The sequence below is a fragment of the Kitasatospora gansuensis genome (assembly GCF_014203705.1).
Lineage (GTDB): Bacteria > Actinomycetota > Actinomycetes > Streptomycetales > Streptomycetaceae > Kitasatospora > Kitasatospora gansuensis.
In genome coordinates this window covers 1,146,375-1,166,489 of record NZ_JACHJR010000001.1, presented here as the reverse complement: position 1 = coordinate 1,166,489, position 20,115 = coordinate 1,146,375, and the positions used below count along the sequence as shown (strand labels likewise).

Below are 20,115 nucleotides of genomic sequence, written 5' to 3'. Positions count from 1 at the left end.
TGGGACTCCTTGTCGAGAGTTGAGGGGGGATCAGACGAGCGGAGCGAAGAAGTAGGTGTCGCGGGTGGCGAACAGCCCGTCGGGGCGGACGGTGAAGCTGTCGGCGAAGCGCAGGTCGACCGGCTCGCCGGAGTGCAGCACGCCGTGGAACTCGCCGAAGACGCCGACCGTCGGGCCGTCCGCGAGCACGGTGGTCAGGGTGTGGTTGCCCGCGCGGATGGTGCGGTCCCGCCCGTAGAAGCCGAGCAGGCCCTCGGGTCCGGTCATCAGCCCGTAGCCGGGGCGGCGGTACTCGGCGTCCGGCGCGAACAGCGCGGCCAGGCCGGGGGCGTCGCCGCGGTCGACCAACTCGTAGAAGCGGCGGACCACCTGGACGGCGAAGGCGCTCTCGGTGGCGGGCGGGGCAGTGGTCATCGGGGGTCTCCAAGGGCGGCGGTGAGGGTGGGGCGGATGGCGGCGAGCGGCGCGGGGCCGGTCATCCAGGCGTGGGCGCAGTCGATCGGGTGCACGGTGAGCCCGCCACCGACATACGGCTGCCAGACGGCGGGGTCCGGGGCGTCGGCCGGGCGGTCGGCGGTGGCCAGGTAGAACAGCAACTCGCCGTCGAAGTAGCCGGGTTGGTGGTCGGCGAGCAGGTTGAGGTTGCCCGCGAACACCCGGGGCAGGGCGGCCAGCAGCTCCGCCTCGAGCCCGGCCAGCGGGCCGTCGGCGCGGTGCACCGCCTCCCGGTACTCGGCCGGGGTCGGCCGGCCGTCCCGGTAGCCGTCCAGCGGGTAGCCGAGGGTGTTGAGCAGGGCGGCCAGCGTCTCGCCGTCCTCCGGGGACCAGTCCCGGAGCTGGGCCGGGATCGGCGGGTAGCCGTCCAGCATCGCCAGCAGCGCGACCTGTTCGCCCGCCGCCCGGAGCTGGACCGCCATCGAGTGGGCGACCGCGCCGCCGTACGACCAGCCGAGCAGCTGGTACGGGCCGGTGGGCTGGACCTGGCGGATCTGCTCCAGGTAGTCCTTGGCCATCTCCTCGATGCTCGCGGGCGCCGCCTCCGGGTCGGCGAACGCCCGGGACTGGAGCCCGTACACGGGCTGCTCGGGGTCGAGCGTGCCGATCAGCCCGGAGAACACCCAGCTCACGCCGGCGGCCGGGTGGACGCAGAACAGCGGGGTCCGCGAGCCGCGCGGCCGGAGCGGCAGCAGGACGGCCAGCGAGTCCGACTCCTCGCCGGAGTCCAGACGTTCGGCCAGTTCGGCCACGGTCGGCGCCTCGAACAGGGCCCGCAGGCTGAGCCGGGCGCCGAGTGCGGAGCGGATCCGGCTGACCAGGCGGGTGGCCAGCAGGGAGTGGCCGCCGAGGTCGAAGAAGTTGTCGTCGATGCCCACCTCCGGCTGCCCGAGCACCTGGGCGAAGATCCCGCAGAGCAGTTCCTCTTGAGCGCTCCGGGCCACCCGGCTCGCCTGCCGGGTGGGGAGGTCGGGGGTGGGCAGGGCGCGGCGGTCGAGCTTGCCGTTCGGCGTCAGCGGCAGCGCGTCGAGCTGCACGAAGGCGGCCGGGACCATGTAGTCGGGCAGCTGCTCGGCGGCGAAGGCGCGCAGCTCGGCCGGGTCGAGCGGCTGACTGCCGGTCAAGTAGGCGACCAGACGCCGGCTGCCGGGCCGGTCCTCCCGGACGTCCAGGGCGGCCTGGGTGACGTCGGGGTGGCGGGCCAACTGGGCTTCGATCTCGCCGAGTTCGATGCGCAGGCCGCGGATCTTGACCTGTTGGTCGGCTCGGCCGGCGAAGGCGAGCCGTCCGTCGGGTCGGCGGCGGACGAGGTCGCCGGTGCGGTACATCCGTTCGCCGGGTGTGCCGTAGGGGTTGGCGGTGAAGCGTTCGGCGGTGAGTCCTGGGCGGTTGAGGTAGCCGCGGGTGAGGCCGGCGCCGGCGAGGTAGAGCTCGCCGGTGGCGCCGACCGGGACGGGGGCGAGGTGTTGGTCGAGGACGTAGGCGTGGGTGTTGTGGACCGGGCCGCCGATTGGCGGCAGGGCGCCGGGGGTGGGTTCGGGGCCGAGGTCGGCGGCGGTGGCCGCGACGGTGAACTCGGTCGGCCCGTACATGTTGACCATCCGGAACGGGACGCCCGGCGCGGGCCAGCGGCGCAGCGTGTCACCGCCCAGGTAGAGCAGGCGCAGCGCGCCGGGGTCGGCGGTCAGGTCGTCGAGCGAGGCCTCCAGGCGAGGGGTCGGCATGAAGCAGGCGGTGATCCCGGCCTCGGCCACCCAGCGGGTCAACGCCTCGGCGTCGTCGAGTAGTTGAGTGTCCGGAAGGACGGCGGTGCCACCGGCGGTCAGCACCGGCCAGAGCTCCATCACCGAGGCGTCGAAGCCCGGGGTGGCGAGCTGGCTCGCGCGGTCGGCGGCGGTGACGCCGTACTCGCCGGTGATCCAGGCGCACAGGTCGCTCAGGCCGGCGTGTTCGCAGACCACGCCCTTGGGGCGGCCGGTGGAGCCGGAGGTGTAGATGACGTACGCGGCGTCCCGGGGGTGGATCGCGACCAGGGGTGCGGTGTCGGGCCCTTCCGGGTGGCCCGGCAGGACGAGCGGTACGTCCGGCAGGCGGTCGGCCAGCTCGGGGTGGGTGACCACCAGGGTCAGGGCGGCGTCCTCGACCAGGAAGGCGAGCCGCTCGGTGGGGTAGGAGGCGTCCAGCGGGACGTACGCGGCACCGGTCTTCAGGACCGCGAGCAGGGTGGTGATCAGCTCGGTGCCGCGGTCCAGGCAGACCCCGACCAGGGCGCCGGGGGTGACGCCGCGGTCGATCAGATGGTGCGCCAAGCGGTTGGCCCGGGCATCGAGTTCGGCGTAGGTCAGGCGTCGGTCCTGGTGCTCCAGGGCGATCGCGTCCGGGGTGCGGCGGGCGTGTTCGGCGATCAGCTCGGGCACCGGCCGGTCGGTGGCGGCCGGGACGGCGGTGTCGTTCCAGTCCACCAGGGCGGTGTGCCGCTCGGCCTCGGAGAGCAGGTCGAGGCGGCTGACCGGCAGCTCCGGGTCGGCGAGCGCGGTCTCCAGCAGGCGGAGGAACTGGCCGAGCAGGCGGGTCACCGTCTCGTGGTCGAGCAGGTCGGTGGCGTAGTCGGCGTTCAGCCGCAGGCCGGCCGGGGCGCCGTCCTGGCGGGTCTCGGCGACGGCCAGCGTGAGGTCGAACTTGGCGGCGCCGGTACCGATCGCGACGGGGCTGGTGGTCAGCCCGTGGAAGGCGGCGCCGTGGCCCTCGCCGGGGGGCTGGGCGAGCAGCATGATCTGGAACAGCGGGTGGCGGGCCAGGCTGCGGGTCGGGTTGAGCTCCTCGACGATCCGTTCGAACGGGACGTCCTGGTTGGCGTACCCGGCGAGGTCGGACTCCCGTACCCGGCCGACCAGTTCACGGAACGTCGGGTCGCCGGAGACGTCGGTGCGCAGTACGAGCGTGTTGACGAAGAAGCCGACCAGGTCGTCCAGCGCTTCGTCGGTCCGCCCCGCCGTGGCCGAGCCGACCGGGATGTCGGTGCCCACCCCGAGCCGGGCCAGCAGGGCGCCGAGGGCGGCCTGCGCGACCATGTAGAGGGTGGCGTGCTGCTCGCGGGTGAAGGCGAGCAGCCGGGCGTGCAGTTCGGGGCTGCTGGTGACGGTGGCGGCCGCGCCCCGGAAGGACGGCTTGGCCGGGCGGGGGCGGTCCAGCGGCAGCGGCACCTCGTCCGGGAGTCCGGCCAGGGCCGCTCGCCAGTGGGCGAGTTGGCGGCTGAGCAGGCTCTCGGGATCCTCGTCGGTGCCGAGCAGTTCGTGCTGCCAGAGGGTGTAGTCGGCGTACTGGACCGGGAGCGGCTGCCAGTCGGGTGCGGTGGCGGTGCGGCGGGCCCGGTAGGCGGTGGCGAGGTCGCGGAGCAGCGGGCCGAGGGACCAGCCGTCGGTGGCGATGTGGTGCATCACCAGCAGCAACACGTGGTCGTGGTTGCTGAGTCGGTACAGGAAAGGCCGGATCGGCAGGTCGGAGGTCAGATCGAAGACATGGCCGCAGGCCTCGGCCAGGACGGCGTCCAGGTCCGGTTCGGCGCAGTCCGCGAAGGTCCAGTGCGGAGTGGCGCCGGCCGGGAGCACCCGCTGCCGGGGTACGCCGTCGAGCTCGCCGTAGGTGGTGCGCAGGGCCTCGTGTCGGTCGAGCACGTCGGTCAGTGCGAGCCGGAGCGCCTCGGTGTTCAACTCGCCGGTCAGGCGCAGTGCGTAGGGCAGGTTGTAGGCGGGGCCGGGACCCTGGATCTGCTCGTGGAACCAGAGCCGGTGCTGCGCGTGCGACAGCGGGACGGCCGCGTCGCGCTCGACCGGGCGGAGTGCCGGGCGGGTCTCGCCGGTCAGCCGGCCGGCCAGGTCGGCGATGGTGGGTGCCTCGAACACGGCCTGGATGGTGAGTTCGGCACCCAGCGCGGTGCGGACCCGGCTGATCAGCCGGGTGACCAGCAGGGAGTGGCCGCCGAGGTCGAAGAAGCTGTCGTCGATGGAGACGGCCGGCTGCCCGAGCACCTCCGCGAAGATCGCGCAGAGCACCCGCTCCCGTTCGTCCCGGGGCTCGCGTCCGCCCTCGCCGGTGGGGAGTTCGGGGGCGGGCAGGGCGCGGCGGTCGAGCTTGCCGTTCGGGGTCAGCGGCAGCCGGTCGAGCTGCACGAAGGCGGACGGCACCATGTACTGCGGCAGCCACTGGGCGGCGTACCGGGCCAGCTCGGTCGGGTCGAGCTGCTGACCGGCCGTCAGGTAGGCGACCAGGCGCTTGTCGCCGGGGCGGTCCTCGCGGACCAGCAGGGCGACCTGGGTGATCTCCGGGTGGCGGGTCAACAGGGCCTCGATCTCGCCGAGTTCGATCCGCAGACCGCGGATCTTGACCTGCTGGTCGGCCCGCCCGCCGAAGGCGAGCTGTCCGTCGGGCCGGAGCCGGACCAGGTCGCCGGTGCGGTACATCCGCTCGCCCGGCGCGCCGTACGGGCAGGCGACGAAGCGTTCGGCGGTCAGTCCCGGCCGGTTGAGGTAACCCCGGGTCAGACCGGCCCCGGCGAGGTAGAGCTCGCCGACCGCGCCGACCGGCACGGGGTTGAGGTGCCCGTCCAGGACGTACACCCGGGTGTTGGCGGCGGGCCGGCCGATCGGCGGCAGGGCGCCCGGGCTCGGCTCCGGGCCGAGGTCGGCCGCGGTGGTGGTGACGGTGAACTCGGTCGGCCCGTACTGGTTCGACATCCGGAACGGGACGCCCGGCGCGGGCCAGCGGCGCAGCGTGTCCCCGCCAAGGTAGATCAGCCGCAGCGCACCGGGGTTGGCGGTCAGATCGTCGAGGGCGGCCTCCATCCGGGGGGTCGGCATGTAGCAGGCGGTGATCCCGCTGTCGGCCACCCACTGGGTCAACGCCTCGGCGTCGTCCAGCAGATGGGGGGTCGGCAGGCAGGCCGTACCGCCCGCGCAGAGGATCGACCAGAGCTCCATCACCGAGGAGTCGAACCCCGGGGTGGCGAGCTGGCTGGAGCGGTCGGCGGCGGTCAGCCCGTACTCGTGGATCATCCAGTCGGCCAGGTTGCTCAGGCCGGCGTGCTCGCAGACCACGCCCTTGGGGCGGCCGGTGGAGCCGGAGGTGTAGATGACGTACGCGGCGTCCCGGGGGTGCACGGTCACCGGCGGTGCGGTGTCCGGGCCGGTCTGGGCGCCGAACAGGACGGCCGGGGTGGTGGGCAGCCGGTCGGCCAGTTCGGCCTGGGTGACCACCAGGGTCAGCGCGGCGTCCTCGACGATGAAGGCCAGCCGCTCGGCGGGGTAGGAGGCGTCCAGCGGGACGTACGCGGCACCGGCCTTGAGGATCGCCAGCAGGGTGACCACCTGGGCGGTGCCGCGCTCCAGGCAGACCCCGACCAGGGCGCCCGGGGTGACGCCCCGGCCGATCAGGTGGTGTGCCAACTGGTTGGCTCGGGCGTCGAGTTCGGCATAGCTGAGCCGGTCCGGGCCGCACTCCAGGGCGGTCGCGGTCGGGGTCAGCCGGGCGTGCCGGGCGATCACCTCGTGCACCCGGCGGTCGGTCGGGAAGGCCACGGCGGTGTCGTTCCAGTCCACCAGCACGGTCTGCCGCTCTGCCGCGGAGAGCAGGTCGAGGCCGCTGACCGGCAGGGCGGGGTCGTCGAGCGCGGCCTCCAGCAGGCGGAGGAACTGGCCGAGCAGGCGGGTCACGGTGTCCTGGTCGAGCAGCTCGGTGGCGTAGTCGGCGTTCAGCCGCAACCCGGCCGGGGCGCCGTCCTGCTGGGTCTCGGTCACCGCGAGCGTGAGGTCGAACTTGACCGCGTCGGTGCCCACCGGCACGGGCTCGGTGGCCAGGCCGGTGAACTCCGGCCCCTGACCGCCGCTGCCGGTCGGCTGGGCGAGCAGCATGATCTGGAACAGCGGGTGGCGGGCCAGGCTGCGGGCCGGGTTGAGCTCCTCCACCAGGCGCTCGAACGGGACGTCCTGATTGGCGAAGGCGGCGAGGTCGGACTCCCGTACCCGGTCCACCAGTTCGCCGAAGCCCGGGTCGCCGGAGACGTCGGTGCGCAGGACCAGGGTGTTGACGAAGAAGCCGACCAGGTCGTCCAGGGCTTCGTCGGTGCGGCCGGCCGTGGCGGACCCGAGCGGGATGTCGGTGCCGGCGCCGAGCCGGGAGAGCAGCGCGGCCAGCGCCGCCTGGGCGACCATGTAGAGGGTGGCGTGCTGCTCACGGGTGAAGGCCAGCAGCCGGGCGTGCAGCTCGGGTGAGCTGGTCAGGGTGACCGCCGCGCCCTGGTGGGTCGGCTTGGCGGGGCGGGGGCGGTCGAGCGGGAGCGTGACCTCGTCCGGGAGTCCGGCCAGGGCCTCACGCCAGTGGGCGAGTTGACGGGAGAGCAGGGTCTCGGGGTCCTCGTCGGTGCCGAGCAGTTCGTGCTGCCAGCGGGTGTAGTCGGCGTACTGGACCGGCAGTGGCTGCCAGTCGGGTGCGGCCCCGTCCCGGCGGGCCCGGTAGGCGGTGGCCAGGTCCCGGGTGAACGGGCCGAGCGACCAGCCGTCGGTGGCGATGTGGTGCAGTACCAGCAGCAGGACGTGCTGCTGCTGTGCCTTTTCCTGCTGGGCCAGTTGGAGCAGGTACGGCCGGATCGGCAGGTCGGTGGCGAGGTCGAAGGGGACGTTGCAGGCCCGGGCCAGCTCGGCGCTCAGGTCCGGTTCGGCGCAGCGGCCGAAGGTCCAGCCGGGGTGGGCCGCCTCGGCCGGTACGATCCGCTGCCGGGGCTCGCCGTCGATCTCCTGGTAGGTGGTGCGCAGCGTCTCGTGCCGGGCGATCACGTCGTCCAGGGCCAACTGGAGGGCGGCGCTGTCCAGTTCACCCTGGAGTCGGATCGCGTACGGGAAGTTGTATGCCGTACTGCCGGCTCCCTGGGCCTGTTCGTAGAACCAGAGCCTGGCCTGCGCGGGGGACAGCGGGATGGCCGAGTCCCGGTCGGTGCGACGCAGGCCGGGGCGCCGATCGCCTTCGGTGACCAGCTGGTGGACCAGTTCGGAAATGGTCGGTGCCTCGAAGACGGCCTTGATGGTGAGTTCGGCGCCCATCACCGAGCGGACCCGGCTGATCAGGCGGGTGACCAGCAGCGAGTGGCCGCCCAGGTCGAAGAAGTTCTCGTCGACGGAGACCGTCTCCAGGCCGAGCAGGTCCGCGAAGATGCCGCAGAGCAGCTCCTCCCGCGCGTTCCGGGGGGATCGTCCGGCCTGGCGGGCGGGGAGTTCGGGGGTGGGCAGGGCGCGGCGGTCGAGCTTGCCGTTCGGGGTCAGCGGCAGGGCGTCGAGCTGTACGAACACGGTCGGGACCATGTAGTCGGGCAGCCACTGGGCCGCGTGCCGGCGCAGCTCGGCCGGGTCGAGCGGCTGACTGCCGGTCAGGTAGGCGACCAGCTCCTTGCGGTCGCCGGGGCCCTGGTAGAGGTCGAGGGCGGCCTGGGTGACGTCGGGGTGGCGGGTGAGCAGGGCTTCGATCTCGCCGAGTTCGATGCGCAGGCCGCGGATTTTGACCTGTTGGTCGGCTCGGCCGGCGAAGGCGAGCTGTCCGTCGGGTCGGCGGCGGACCAGGTCGCCGGTGCGGTACATCCGTTCGCCGGGTGTGCCGTAGGGATTGGCGGTGAAGCGTTCGGCGGTGAGTCCTGGGCGGTTGAGGTAGCCGCGGGTGAGGCCGGCGCCGGCGAGGTAGAGCTCGCCGGTGGCGCCGACCGGGACGGGGGCGAGGTGTTGGTCGAGGACGTAGGCGTGGGTGTTGTGGACCGGGCCGCCGATCGGGGGCAGGGCGCCGGGGGTGGGTTCGGGGCCGAGGTCGGCGGCGGTGGCCGCGACGGTGAACTCGGTCGGCCCGTACTGGTTGGAGAGGCGGAACTGCGAGCCCGGCGCGGGCCAACGGCGGAGCGTGTCGCCGCCGACGTAGATCAGGCGCAGGGCACCCGGCTCGGCCGTCAGATCGTCAAGTGCGGCCTCCAGCCGGGGAGTCGGCATGAAGCAGACCGTGGTGCCGGAGTCGGCGATCCACTGGGTGAGGGCCTCGGCGTCCTCCAGCAGGCGGCTGTCGGGCAGGACGGCGGTGCCACCGGCGGAGAGTACCGGCCAGAGCTCGACCACCGAGGAGTCGAACCCCGGGGTGGACAGCTGGCTGGCCCGGTCGGCGGCGCCGATCCCGAACTCCCGGACCTTCCAGGCGCACAGGTCGCTCAGCCCGGCGTGTTCGCAGACCACGCCCTTGGGGCGGCCGGTGGAGCCGGAGGTGTAGATGACGTACGCGGCGTCCCGGGGGTGCACGGTGACAACGGGGGCGGTCTCCTGACCGTCGGACAGGTCGGAGAGCAGCACCAGGGCGGCGGAGGTGGCGGGCAGCCGGTCGAGCAGACCGGGTTCGGTGACCAGCAGGGAGAGCGCGGCGTCCTCGGCGATGAAGGCGAGGCGGTCGGCGGGGTAGGAGGCGTCCAGCGTGACGTACGCGGCGCCGGTCTTCAGGATCGCCAGCAGGGTGACGATCCGGTCGATGCCGCGCTCCAGGCAGAGCCCGACCAGGACCCCCGGGGCGGCGCCCCGGGCGATCAGGTGGTGAGCCAGGCGGTTGGCCCGGGTGTCGAGTTCGGCGTACGTGAGCTGCTGAGGTCCGTGCTCGACGGCGATCGCGGCCGGGGTGCGGCGGGCGTGTTCGGCGATCAGCTCGGGCAGCGGCCGGCCGTCCGGGAGCGGGACGGTGGTGTCGTTCCACTCCACCAGGACGGTGTGCCGCTCGGCCTCGGAGAGCAGGTCGAGTCGGCTGACCGGCAGTTCGGGTGCGGCGAGCGCGGAGTCCAGCAGCCGGAGCAGCTGGGCCAGCAGCCGCCGGACCGAGTCGCCGTCCAGCACCTCGGTGGCGTAGTCGGCGTTCAGCCGCAGCCCGGCCGGGCTGATGCCGCGATGGGACTCGCCGATCGCCAGGGTGAGGTCGAACTTCACCGCGTCGGTGCCCACCGGAAGGGGAGCGGCGGTGAGTTCGGCGAAGTCCGGGCCGCCGCCGGTGCCCTCGCCCGCCTGCTGGGCGAGCAGCATGATCTGGAACAGCGGGTGGCGGGCCAGGCTGCGGGTCGGGTTGAGCTCTTCCACCAGGCGCTCGAACGGGACGTCCTGGTTGGCGAAGGCGGCGAGGTCGGACTCCCGTACCCGGTCCACCAGTTCGCGGAAGTCCGGGTCGCCGGAGAGGTCGGTGCGCAGCACGAGGGTGTTGACGAAGAAGCCGACCAGGTCGTCGAGGGCTTCGTCGGTGCGGCCCGCCGTGGCCGAGCCGAGCGGGATGTCGGTGCCGGCGCCGAGCCGGGACATCAGGGTGGCGAGCGCGGCCTGCACCACCATGAAGACGGTGGCGTTCCGCTCCCGGGCGAAGGCCAGCAGGCGGGTGTGCAGCTCCGGCGTGCTGACGGCCGAGACGGCGGTGCCCTTGTGCGAGGGGACGGCCGGGCGGGGGCGGTCCAGCGGCAGCGCGACCTCGTCCGGGAGTCCGGCCAACGCCTCGCGCCAGTGGGTGAGTTGCTGGCTGAGCAGGCTGTCCGGGTCCTCGTCGGTGCCGAGCAGTTCGTGCTGCCAGAGGGTGTAGTCGGCGTACTGGACCGGCAGGGGCTCCCAGTCGGGTGCGGTGCCCCGGCGGCGGGCCCGGTAGGCGGCGGCCAGATCGCGGACCAGCGGCCCGAGCGACCAGCCGTCGGTGGCGATGTGGTGCATCACCAGCAGCAACACATGGTCGTGGTCGTCGAGTTGGAGCAGGTGCGGCCGGATCGGCAGCTCGGAGGTGAGGTCGAAGGCCAGGTTGCAGGCCCCGGCGAGCTCGGCGCCGAGGCTCTGCTCGGTGCAGGGGGTGACCGTCCAGACCGGGGTGACGTCCTCGATGGGCAGCACCCGCTGGAACGGCTGACCGTCGGCCTCGCCGTAGGTGGTGCGCAGGGCCTCGTGCCGGTCGAGCACGTCGGTCAGTGCGAGGCGGAGCGCCTCGGTGTCCAACTCGCCGGTCAGGCGCAGCGCGTAGGGCAGGTTGTAGGCCGAGCTGGTGCCCGCGATCTGCTCGTAGAACCAGAGCCGGGTCTGCGCGTAGGAGAGCGGGATCACGAGGAGACCTCCTTGGTGCGGGCCCGCAGGGCCGGCCGGGCCCGGGTGGCGGTGGTTAGACGGCCGACCAGGTCGGCGACGGTGGGCGCCTCGAAGACGGCCTTGATGGTGAGTTCGGCGCTCATCACCGAGCGGACCCGGCTGATCAGGCGGGTGACCAGCAGCGAGTGGCCGCCGAGGTCGAAGAAGTTGTCGTCGATGCCGACGGTCTCCAGGCAGAGGATCTCCGCGAACAGACCGCAGAGCTTCTCCTCCCGCTCGTCCCGGGGGCCCCGGCCGACGGCTCGTCCGGTGTGGTCCGGGGCGGGCAGGGCGCGGCGGTCCAGCTTGCCGGTCGGGGTCATCGGCAGCGCGTCCAGCAGGACGACGGCCGAGGGGACCATGTACTCCGGCAGCCGCTCGGCGACGAAGGCGCGGACGGCGGCCGGGTCGACCGGGCGGTCCGTGACCACGTACGCGACCAGGCGCTTGTCACCGGGCTGGTCCTCGCGGACCACCACCGCCGACTGGCTGATGCCGGGGAACCTGCCGATGGCGGTGCGGACTTCGCCGGGTTCGACGCGGAAGCCGCGGATCTTGACCTGGTCGTCGGCGCGGCCGAGGAATTCGAGGGTGCCGTCGGGGAGCCAGCGGACCAGGTCGCCGGTGCGGTACATCCGCTCGCCGGGGCCGGCGTGCGGGTTGGCGACGAAGCGTTCGGCGGTGAGGGCGGGTTGGGCGGTGTAGCCGTGGGCGAGGCCGAGACCGGACATGTACAGCTCGCCGGTCACGCCGGGGGCGACCAGGCCCAGGTGGGCGTCCAGGACCCAGAGTTGCTTGCCGTGGAGGGCGCGGCCGACCGGGATGCTGGTGCGGTAGGCGTCGGCGGGGGTGATGTGGTGGGCGACGGTGAAGATCATGGATTCGGCGGGTGAGTAGCCGTTGACCAGGCGGATCTGCGGGAACTCGGTCACCAGACGCATCACGTGCGGGATGGAGGCGGCTTCACCGCCGGTCATCACCTGGCGCAGGTCGGTGAAGACCTGCGGGTACTCGTCGAGCAGGAAGTTGAGCAGGCTGGCGGACACGTGCAGGGTGGTGACGGTGTGTTCGCGGACCAGGGCGGCGATCACGGTCGGCTCCGGCCGCTGGCCGGGCTGCAGGACGCAGGTGCCGCCGGAGAGCAGCGGGCTGAACAGCTCCAGGGCGAAGGCGTCCCAGGAGATCGGGGAGCACTGCAGCCAGACCTGACCGGGGTCGAGGGCGGCGAAGTCCTGCCCGAGCAGGGTGCCGACGATCGCCCGGTGCGGGGAGACCACGCCCTTGGGGGTGCCGGTGGAGCCGGAGGTGAACATCAGGCAGGCGGCGTCCAGCGGGCCCGCGATCGAGGGCAGGGGAGTGGTGGGGAGGTCGGGCAGACGGTCCGTCAGCACCTCGGGTGCGTCGAGCTTCCCGGCCAGGGTGGAGCGGGTGACGACCAGTCGGGCGCCGGTGTGGGCCAGCACCGCGTTGATGCGGTCGACCGGGAACTCGGGGTCGAGCATGGTGTAGGTACCGCCGGCCTTGAGGACGGCGAGGACTGCGGTGACCAGCTCGGTGCCGCGCTCCAGATAGATGCCCGCGACGTCGCCGCGGTGCAGTCCTTCGGCGACCAGGTGGTGCGCGAGGCGGGTGGAGCGTTCGTCCAACTCGCGGTAGCTGACCCGCTCGTCACCGAAGATGAGCGCCGTCGCCCCCGGTGCCCGCTCGGCCTGCTCGGCGAACAGCTCGTGCACCGTCCGCTCCGGCGAGACCCGCGAGGGTGCCCCGGCCCAGTCCAGCGCCAGCGTCCGCCGCTCCGCCGCCGACAGCACGTCGACCAGGCCGACCGGCAGCTCCGGAGCGGCCAGCGCCCCTTCCAGCAGGCGGACCAGGCGGGCCGCCAACTCCTCGACCGTGTCCCGGTCGTAGAGGTCGGAGGCGTAGTCCACGTTGATCCGCAGCCCGGCCGGGACACCCTCCTCGCGGCGTTCGGTGACGGCCACCGTGAGGTCGAACTTCACCGTGTCCACGCCGGCCGGGACGATCTCGGCGGCCAGGCCGGGGATCACCAGCTCGGCGGCGCTGTTGTTCTGCACCACCAGCATGATCTGGAACAGCGGGTGCCTGGCCAGCGTACGGACCGGGTTGAGCTCCTCGACCAGCCGCTCGAACGGCACGTCCTGGTTGGCGTACGCGTCCAGGTCGGATTCCCGGACCCGGGCCACCAGTTCGCGGAAGCCGGGGTCACCGGAGACGTCGGTGCGCAGCAGCAGGGTGTTGACGAAGAAGCCCACCAGGTCGTCGGCGGCCTCGTCCACCCGGCCCGCGACCGGGGTGCCGAGCGGGATGTCGGTGCCGCCGCCGAGCCGGGAGAGCAGGGCGGCAAGACCGGCCTGGAGCACCATGAACAGCGTGGCCTGGTTCTCCCGGGCGAAGCTGAGCAGCCGTCCGTGCAGCTCGGCGCCGACGGTGACGTTGACCGCGTCGCCCAGGTTGGTCGGCGCGGCCGGCCGGGGGCGGTCCAGCGGGACGGTCAGCTCCTCCGGCAGCTCGGCCAGCGCCGAGCGCCAGAAGGTGAGTTGCTGGGAGATCAGGCTGCCCGGGTCGTCGGCCGCACCGAGCAGCTCCTGCTGCCAGATGGTGTAGTCGGCGTACTGCACCGGCAGCGGCTGCCAGTCGGGGGCCTCGCCGGTGGTGCTCCGGGCCGCGTACGCCGCGCCCAGGTCGCGGACCAGCGGGCCCATCGACCAGCCGTCGCTGGCGATGTGGTGCATCACCAGCAGCAGCACGTGCTCCTCCGGGTCGATCTGGAACAGGTGGACCCGGAGCGGGGGTTGGGCCGACAGGTCGAAGCCCTGGTTGGCGGCCCCGGCGATCAGCCCGGAGAGCCCGGCCTCGTCGGTGGCCAGCTCGCGCCACGGGATCTCGGCCTGCTCCGGGGCCAGCACCCGCTGGTACGGCTCGCCCGCCCACTCCTGGAAGACGGTACGCAGCACCTCGTGCCGGGCCACCACGTCCGAGACGGCGTCCCGCAGCGCCCGGGTGTCCAGCGCGCCGCGCAGTCGGATGGTGACCGGGACGTTGTACGCCGAGCCCTGCTCCTCCAACTGGCCGAGGAACCACAGCCGTTGCTGGGCGAAGGAGAGCGGGAGCCGCTCCGGCCTGGCCACCGCGCGGAGCGCCGGGCGGGCGTGCTGGGCGCGGTCCACCCGCTTGCCGAGCCGGGCCACGGTCGGGGCCTGGAACAGGTCGCGGATGCCGATCTCGACGCCGAGCACCGAGCGGAGCCGGCTGACCAGGCGGGTGACCAGCAGGGAGTGGCCGCCGAGGTCGAAGAAGTCGTCGTCGATGCCCACCGACTCCAGGCCGAGGATCTCGGCGAACAGGCCGCAGAGCAACTCCTCCTGGGCGTTCCGGGGTTCGCGGCCCTGCGGCCGGTGCGAGTGGTCGGGGGCGGGCAGGGCGCGGCGGTCCAGCTTGCCGGTCGGAGTGATCGGCAGCGCGTCCAGGAAGACCACCGCGGAGGGCACCATGTACTCGGGCAGCAGGCCGGCCACGTGGCCGCGCAGGGCGGCCGCGTCGACCGCCAGGGCCTCGGGCGAGCCGTCGGTGACCACGTAGGCGACCAGGCGCTTGTCGCCCGGCCGGTCCTCGCGGACCAGCACGGCGGCCTGGCCGACCCCGGGGAAGGCGGCCAGGGTGGCCCGCACCTCGCCCGGCTCGACCCGGAAGCCGCGGATCTTCACCTGGTCGTCGGCCCGGCCGAGGAACTCCAGGATGCCGTCGCCGCGCCAGCGCACCAGGTCGCCGGTGCGGTACATCCGCTCGCCCGGGTCGCCGTACGGGCAGGCCACGAAGCGTTCGGCGGTCAGTGCCGCCTGGCCCGCGTAGCCGTGCGCCAGGCCGACGCCGGACATGTAGAGCTCGCCGGTGACACCGGGGGCGACCAGGCCGAGGCCCTCGTCCAGGACGTACAGCCGCTTGTTGCCGAGCGGGCGGCCGACCGGGATGGACGGGCGGGTGCCGTCGGCCGGGGTGATCTCGTGCGAGACCGTGAAGATCATCGACTCGGCGGGGGAGTAGCCGTTCACCAGACGGATCTGCGGGAAGCCGTGCACCAGGCGCATCACGTGCGGGATGGAGGCGGCTTCGCCGCCGGTCATCACCTGCTGGAGGCCGGCGAAGGTCTGGGGGTACTCGTCGAGCAGGAAGTTGAGCAGGCTGGCGGAGACGTGCAGTGAGGTGACCTGATGGCGGGTCACCAGCGCGGCGATGACGGCCGGCTCGGGGCGCTGGCCGGGCTGCAGGACGCAGATCCCGCCGGACATCAGCGGGCCGAACAGCTCCAGCGCGAAGGCGTCCCAGGAGACCGGGGCGCACTGCAGCCAGACCTGGGCCCGGTCGAAGTCCACGAAGCCCTGGCCGACCAGGGTGCCGACGATCGCGCGGTGCGGGGAGACCACGCCCTTGGGCACGCCGGTGGAGCCCGAGGTGAACATCACGCAGGCGGCGTCGCCCGGGTCGGCCAGGCCGTGCAGGCCGGTGACGGGGTGCCGGGCGATCAGCTCGGCCTCGGTGTCCAGGGCCAGTTCGCGGTGCGGGCCGGTCAGTCGGCCGGCCAACTCCTCGACGGTGAGCAGCAGTCGGGCGTCGGTGTGGGTCAGCACGGTGGCGATCCGCTCGACCGGGAACTCCGGGTCCAGCATGGTGTACGTACCGGCGGCCTTGAGCACCGCCAGCACCGCGACCACCAGCTCGACCCCGCGCTCCAGGTAGACCCCGGCCACGTCGCCGCGCTGGAAGCCGCCGGCGATCAGGTGGTGTGCCAGCTGGGTCGAGCGCTCGTCCAACTCGCGGTAGCTGACCCGCTGTTCGCCGAAGATCAGCGCGGTGGCGTCCGGCTGCCTGGCGGCCTGCTGCTGGAACAGCTCGTGCACGCTGCGGTCGGCCGGGAACTCGACGGTGGTGTCGTTCCAGTCCACCAGCAGGGCCTGCCGCTCGTCGCCGGAGAGGATCTCCAGCCGGCCCACCGGGACGTCCGGTTCGGCGAGCTGACCCTCCAGCAGCCGGACCAGCCGGTCCAGGATCACCTCCACCGAGGCGCGGTCGAACAGGTCGGTGGCGTACTCCGCCATCGCCCGGATACCGGCCGGCTCGCGGTCCGGGCCGAAGGTCTCGGTGAAGCCGAGGGTCAGGTCGAACTTGGCGGTGTCGGTGGTGACCGGCGCGATCTCGGTGTCCAGACCGGGCAGCCGGAGCTTCGCCTCGGCGTTGTTCTGCACCACCAGCATCACCTGGAACAGCGGGTGCCGGGAGAGCGTGCGGACCGGGTTGAGCTCCTCCACCAGGCGCTCGAACGGCACGTCCTGGTGGGCGTAGGCGTCCAGGTCGGTCTCCTTGACCCTGGCGACCAGTTGACGGAAGGTCGGGTCGCCGGAGAGGTCGGTGCGCAGCACCAGGGTGTTGACGAAGAAGCCGACCAGCTCCTCCAGCGCGTCGTCGGTGCGGCCGGCCGTCGGGGTGCCGAGCGGGATGTCGGTGCCCGCGCCGAGCCGGGTCAGCAGCCCGGCCAGAGCCGCCTGCATCACCATGAAGAGGGTGGCGTTGTTCTCCCGGGCGAAGGCCAGCAGTCGGCGGTGCAGCCCTTCGCCGAGCCGGGCGGTGGTCACCTGGCCCTGGTTGGTCGGCAGCGCGGGGCGGCTGCGGTCGGCGGGGAGCGCGATCTCCTCCGGCAGGTCGGCCAACGCCTGGCGCCAGAAGGCGAGTTGCTGGGAGAGCAAACTGTCCGGGTCGTCGGCCGAGCCGAGCAGGTCCTGCTGCCAGAGGGTGTAGTCGACGTACTGGACCGGCAGCGGCTCCCAGTACGGGGCGGCGCCGTCGCAGCGCGCGCCGTACGCGGTGGCCAGGTCGCGCATCACCGGGCCGAGCGACCAGCCGTCGCTGGCGATGTGGTGCATCACCAGCAGCAGGACGTGCTCCTCCGGGCCGACCGCGAAGATGTGGGCGCGGATGGGGAGTTCGACCATCAGGTCGAAGGAGTGCCGGGAGGCCATGTCGAGTTCGAGCGGCAGCTCGTCCGGGTCGGTGTCCAGCACCGTCACCATCGGCCGGGCCACCCCGGGCGCCACCACCCGCTGGTACGGCTCGCCGTCCACCTCGAGGAAGACGGTGCGCAGCGCCTCGTGCCGCCCCACCACGTCGGAGACGGCGCTGTGCAGCGCGTCCACGTCGAGCAGGCCGCGCAGCCGGATGGTGTGCGCCACGTTGTACGTACTGTTCGGCCCCTCCAGCTTGTTGAGGAACCAGAGCCTGCGCTGTGCGTAAGACAGCGGGATCTCTTCGGGACGCTCCATGACGTAGGACCCCTTTCGCGCCCTGTGGGCGCCACGGATTCGCTCGGCGAGGCGCGACACGGTGGGCGCCTCGAACAGGTCTCGGACAGTCAGCTCGACGCCTGCGGCGGAGCGGATTCGGGCGATCAGGCGAGCGGCCAGCAGGGAGTGGCCGCCGAGTTCGAAGAAGTCGTCCTCGATCCCGGCCCGGTCGAAGCCCAGGATCTCGGCGAACAGGTCGCAGAGCTGGGCCTCCTGCGGAGTCCGGGGCGGGCGCCCGGTCTCGCGCGGTGTGTGGTCGGGGGCGGGCAGGGCCCGGCGGTCGAGCTTGCCGGTCGGGGTGAGCGGGAGGGCGTCCAGGGTGACCACGGCGGACGGCACCAGGTGCTCGGGGAGCCGGGCGGCGACGAAGGCGCGCAGCGCGGTCGGGTCGACGGGGTGGTCGGTGACCACGTAGGCGACCAGGCGCTTGTCGCCCGGGGTGTCCTCGCGGACCACGGCGGCGGCCTGCCGGACGCCCTGGTGGGCGGTCAACGCGGCCTGTACCTCGCCGGGTTCGACGCGGAAGCCGCGGATCTTGACCTGGTCGTCGGCGCGGCCGAGGAATTCGAGGGTGCCGTCGGGGAGCCAGCGGACCAGGTCGCCGGTGCGGTACATCCGCTCGCCGGGGTTGGTGGCGTGCGGGTTGGCGACGAAGCGTTCGGCGGTGAGGGCGGGTTGGGCGGTGTAGCCGTGGGCGAGGCCGAGGCCGGACATGTACAGCTCGCCGGTTACCCCGGGCGGGAGCAGGGCCAACCGGTCGTCCAGGACCCAGAGTTGCTTGCCGTGCAGGGCGCGGCCGACCGGGATGCTGGTGCGGTAAGCGTCGGCGGGGGTGATGTGGTGGGCGACGGTGAAGATCATGGATTCGGCGGGTGAGTAGCCGTTGACCAGGCGGATCTGCGGGAACTCGGTCACCAGGCGCATGACGTGCGGGACGGAGGCCGCTTCGCCGCCGGTCATCACCTGCTGGAGGCCGGCGAAGGTCTGGGGGTACTCGTCGAGCAGGAAGTTGAGCAGGCTGGCGGACACGTGCAGCGAGGTGACCTGGTGACGGGTCACCAGCTCCGCGACGGCCGCCGGTTCGGGGCGCTGGCCGGGCTGCAGGACGCAGGTGCCGCCGGAGAGCAGGGGACTGAAGAGTTCGAGGGCGAAGGCGTCCCAGGAGACCGGGGAGCACTGGAGCCAGGTCTGCCGAGGGTCGAGGGCGGCGAAGTCCTGGCCGAGCAGGGTGCCGACGACGGCCCGGTGCGGGGAGAGGACTCCTTTCGGGGTGCCGGTGGAGCCCGAGGTGAACATCAGGCAGGCCGCGTCCAGCGGCCCGGCGATCGGCGGCAGGGGGGTGGCGGACTGCAGAGCGGCGGGCTCGATCAGGATCTCGTCGGCGGCCAGGCGACCGGCCAGCGCGGCACGGGTGACCACCAGGCGGGTGTTCGTCAGCAGGGAGTTGATGCGTTCGACCGGGAACTCGGGGTCGAGCATGGTGTAGGTGCCGCCGGCTTTGAGGACGGCGAGGACGGCGGTGACCAGCTCGACGGAACGCTCCAGGTAGATCCCCGCGACGTCGCCACGCCGCAGTCCTTCGGCGACCAGGTGGTGCGCGAGCCGGGTGGACCGTTCGTCCAACTCCCGGTAGCTGACCCGCTCGTCGCCGAAGATGAGCGCGGTCGCATCCGGCGCCAGCGCGGCCTGCTCGGCGAACAGCTCGTGCACCGTCCGCTCCGGCGAGACCCGCGAGGGCGCACCGGCCCAGTCCAGCGCCAGCGTCCGCCGCTCCGCCGCCGACAGCAGGTCCAACTTCCCTACCGGCAGGTCGGGTTCGGTCAGGGCCGCCTCGATCAGCCGGAGCAGCCGGTCGGTCAGCGCGACCACCGACTCCCGGTCGAGCAGGTCGGTGGCGTACTTCATCAGCAGGCTGATGCCGTCGCCCGCCGCGCCCTCGGCCAGCTCCACGATCAGGTCGAACTTGGCCACGTCCAGGTCGATGACCTCGGTCTCGACCGTCAGACCGGGGAAGTCGGCCGCCGTCTCGGGGCTGTTCTGGAGCACCAGCATCACCTGGAACAGCGGGTGCCTGGCCAGGCTGCGGGTCGGGTTGAGATCCTCCACCAGCCGCTCGAACGGCAGGTCCTGGTGGGCGAAGGCCTCCAGGTCGGACTCCCGGACCCGGGCCACCAGCTCCCGGAAGCTGGGCGCTCCCGACAGGTCGGTGCGCAGCACCAAGGTGTTGACGAAGAACCCGACCAGGTCCTCCAGTTCGCGGTCCGTCCGCCCCGCCACCGGCGTGCCGAGCGGTACGTCCGTGCTCCCGGTCAGCCGGGACAGCAGGGCGGCCAGCGCGGCCTGCACCACCATGAAGAGCGTTGCCTCGCTGCCACGGGCGAACTCGCTGAGCCGGCCGTGCAGTTCGGGGCCGATCCGGGTGGCCAGCACCTCGCCGTGGTACGACGGCGAGGCCGGACGGGCCCGGTCGGCCGGGACGGTCAGCTCCTCCGGCAGCTCGGCCAGCGCGGAGCGCCAGTAGGTGAGTTGCTGGGCGAGCAGGCTCTCCGGGTCGTCGGCCGCGCCGAGCAGCTCCTGCTGCCAGAGCGTGTAGTCGGAGTACTGCACCGGCAGCGGCTCCCACTCCGGTGCCGCCCCGCCGGCGGTGCGGGCGCGGTAGGCGGTCGCCAGATCCCGTACCAGTGGGTCCAGCGACCAGCCGTCGGCCGCGATGTGGTGCAGCACCAGCAGCAGGGTGTGGTCGGTCGGACCGGCCTCGAACAGGTGGGCCCGGAGCGGCAGTTCGGCCGCCAGATCGAACCCGTGCCCGGCGGCGGTGCGGACCGCCTCCGGGGTGTACTCGGCGACCGACCAGACCACCGAAGGTCCGTCGAGCACCTGCTGCCAGGGGCTGCCGTCCCGCTCCACGTACACGGTGCGCAGCGCCTCGTGCCGGTCGGTCAGGTCGGTGACCGCGGCCCGCAGCGCCTCCCGGTCGAGCGGGCCGCGCAGTCGGACGGTGAGCGGGACGTTGTAGGTCGGGCTCGGCCCCTCGACCTGGTTGAGGAACCAGAGGCGGGCCTGGGCAAAGGACAGCGGAATCATCGGGCCTCCCGGAGCCAGGGCATTCGACCTCACGC

The 20,115-nt window shown here is 72.9% G+C and carries 3 protein-coding genes; all 3 read right to left on the bottom strand.

All coding sequences use genetic code 11. The features are described from left to right. Positions 1-30: 30 nt before the first annotated feature. The 3 genes from F4556_RS05330 to F4556_RS05320 are packed head-to-tail and all read right to left on the bottom strand — an operon-like array spanning position 31 to position 20,080. A complete protein-coding gene (locus F4556_RS05330) occupies positions 31-414 on the bottom strand; it encodes a nuclear transport factor 2 family protein (RefSeq protein WP_057239954.1) in 384 nt (127 codons plus the stop codon). After that, the gene (locus F4556_RS05325) at positions 411-10,622 is read right to left on the bottom strand and encodes a non-ribosomal peptide synthetase (protein WP_184912016.1); all 10,212 of its coding nucleotides are present in this window, start codon (positions 10,620-10,622) and stop codon (positions 411-413) included. The genes F4556_RS05330 and F4556_RS05325 overlap by 4 nt, the downstream gene beginning before the upstream one ends. After that, positions 10,619-20,080 carry a non-ribosomal peptide synthetase gene (locus tag F4556_RS05320; RefSeq protein WP_184912014.1) on the bottom strand — a complete coding sequence of 3,154 codons (9,462 nt, stop codon included), beginning with the start codon at positions 20,078-20,080 and terminating at the stop codon, positions 10,619-10,621. Before F4556_RS05320 ends, F4556_RS05325 begins: the two co-directional genes overlap by 4 nt. Between the last annotated feature and the right edge of the window lie 35 nt (positions 20,081-20,115).

What these genes read in the sequence shown, in the direction of transcription:
- F4556_RS05330 (WP_057239954.1), bottom strand. Translation starts at nt 414, where the DNA reads ATGACCACTGCCCCGCCCGCCACCGAGAGCGCCTTCGCCGTCCAGGTG.
- F4556_RS05320 (WP_184912014.1), bottom strand. Translation starts at nt 20,080, where the DNA reads ATGATTCCGCTGTCCTTTGCCCAGGCCCGCCTCTGGTTCCTCAACCAG.